Origin of the sequence: Massilia mucilaginosa (genome assembly GCF_011682145.1) — a bacterium.
Taxonomy (GTDB): domain Bacteria; phylum Pseudomonadota; class Gammaproteobacteria; order Burkholderiales; family Burkholderiaceae_D; genus Telluria_A; species Telluria_A mucilaginosa.
In genome coordinates this window covers 1-357 of the sequence record NZ_WHJH01000252.1, presented here as the reverse complement: position 1 = coordinate 357, position 357 = coordinate 1, and the positions used below count along the sequence as shown (strand labels likewise).

Below are 357 nucleotides of genomic sequence, written 5' to 3'. Positions count from 1 at the left end.
GGGCCGGGCATGGACGCGGTGAGCAATGCGCTGGCGATTCACGAGGCGCAGTGCGCCGTTGCGACCCGCGAAGACCTGTTCGCCGCCGAAACGATGATCGCCGCGCGGATCGCCGCCGGCCAGGCTCACCAGACACCGGCCAAAACCCACCGGCAAGCGCTTAAAGGAGCCGGGTATGAAATTTCCTGAAAAAAATTCACGCAGCGAGCAGATCCTGACAGCGTTCCTCAAGGGGCCAATGACGATCTATCAGGGCGCCGAGGTGCATGGGGATTTCGTCACGCGCAAGCTCCCGGCCGGCATCGACCACTGCAAGATGGTCGAGCTTTACTGCGATCTGGTCGAACGCGGCTGTCT

2 protein-coding genes are annotated in these 357 nt (G+C 62.5%); both read left to right on the top strand.

Annotated elements, in window-relative coordinates; all coding sequences use genetic code 11:
• On the top strand, window positions 1-189 hold a 189-nt coding region (locus tag F2P45_RS34745; protein ID WP_223164936.1), incomplete at its 5' end, for a hypothetical protein.
• Window positions 176-357, top strand: a 182-nt coding sequence (locus F2P45_RS34740; protein WP_166882716.1) for a hypothetical protein, incomplete at its 3' end; no start/stop codon positions are given. The genes F2P45_RS34745 and F2P45_RS34740, both read left to right, overlap by 14 nt.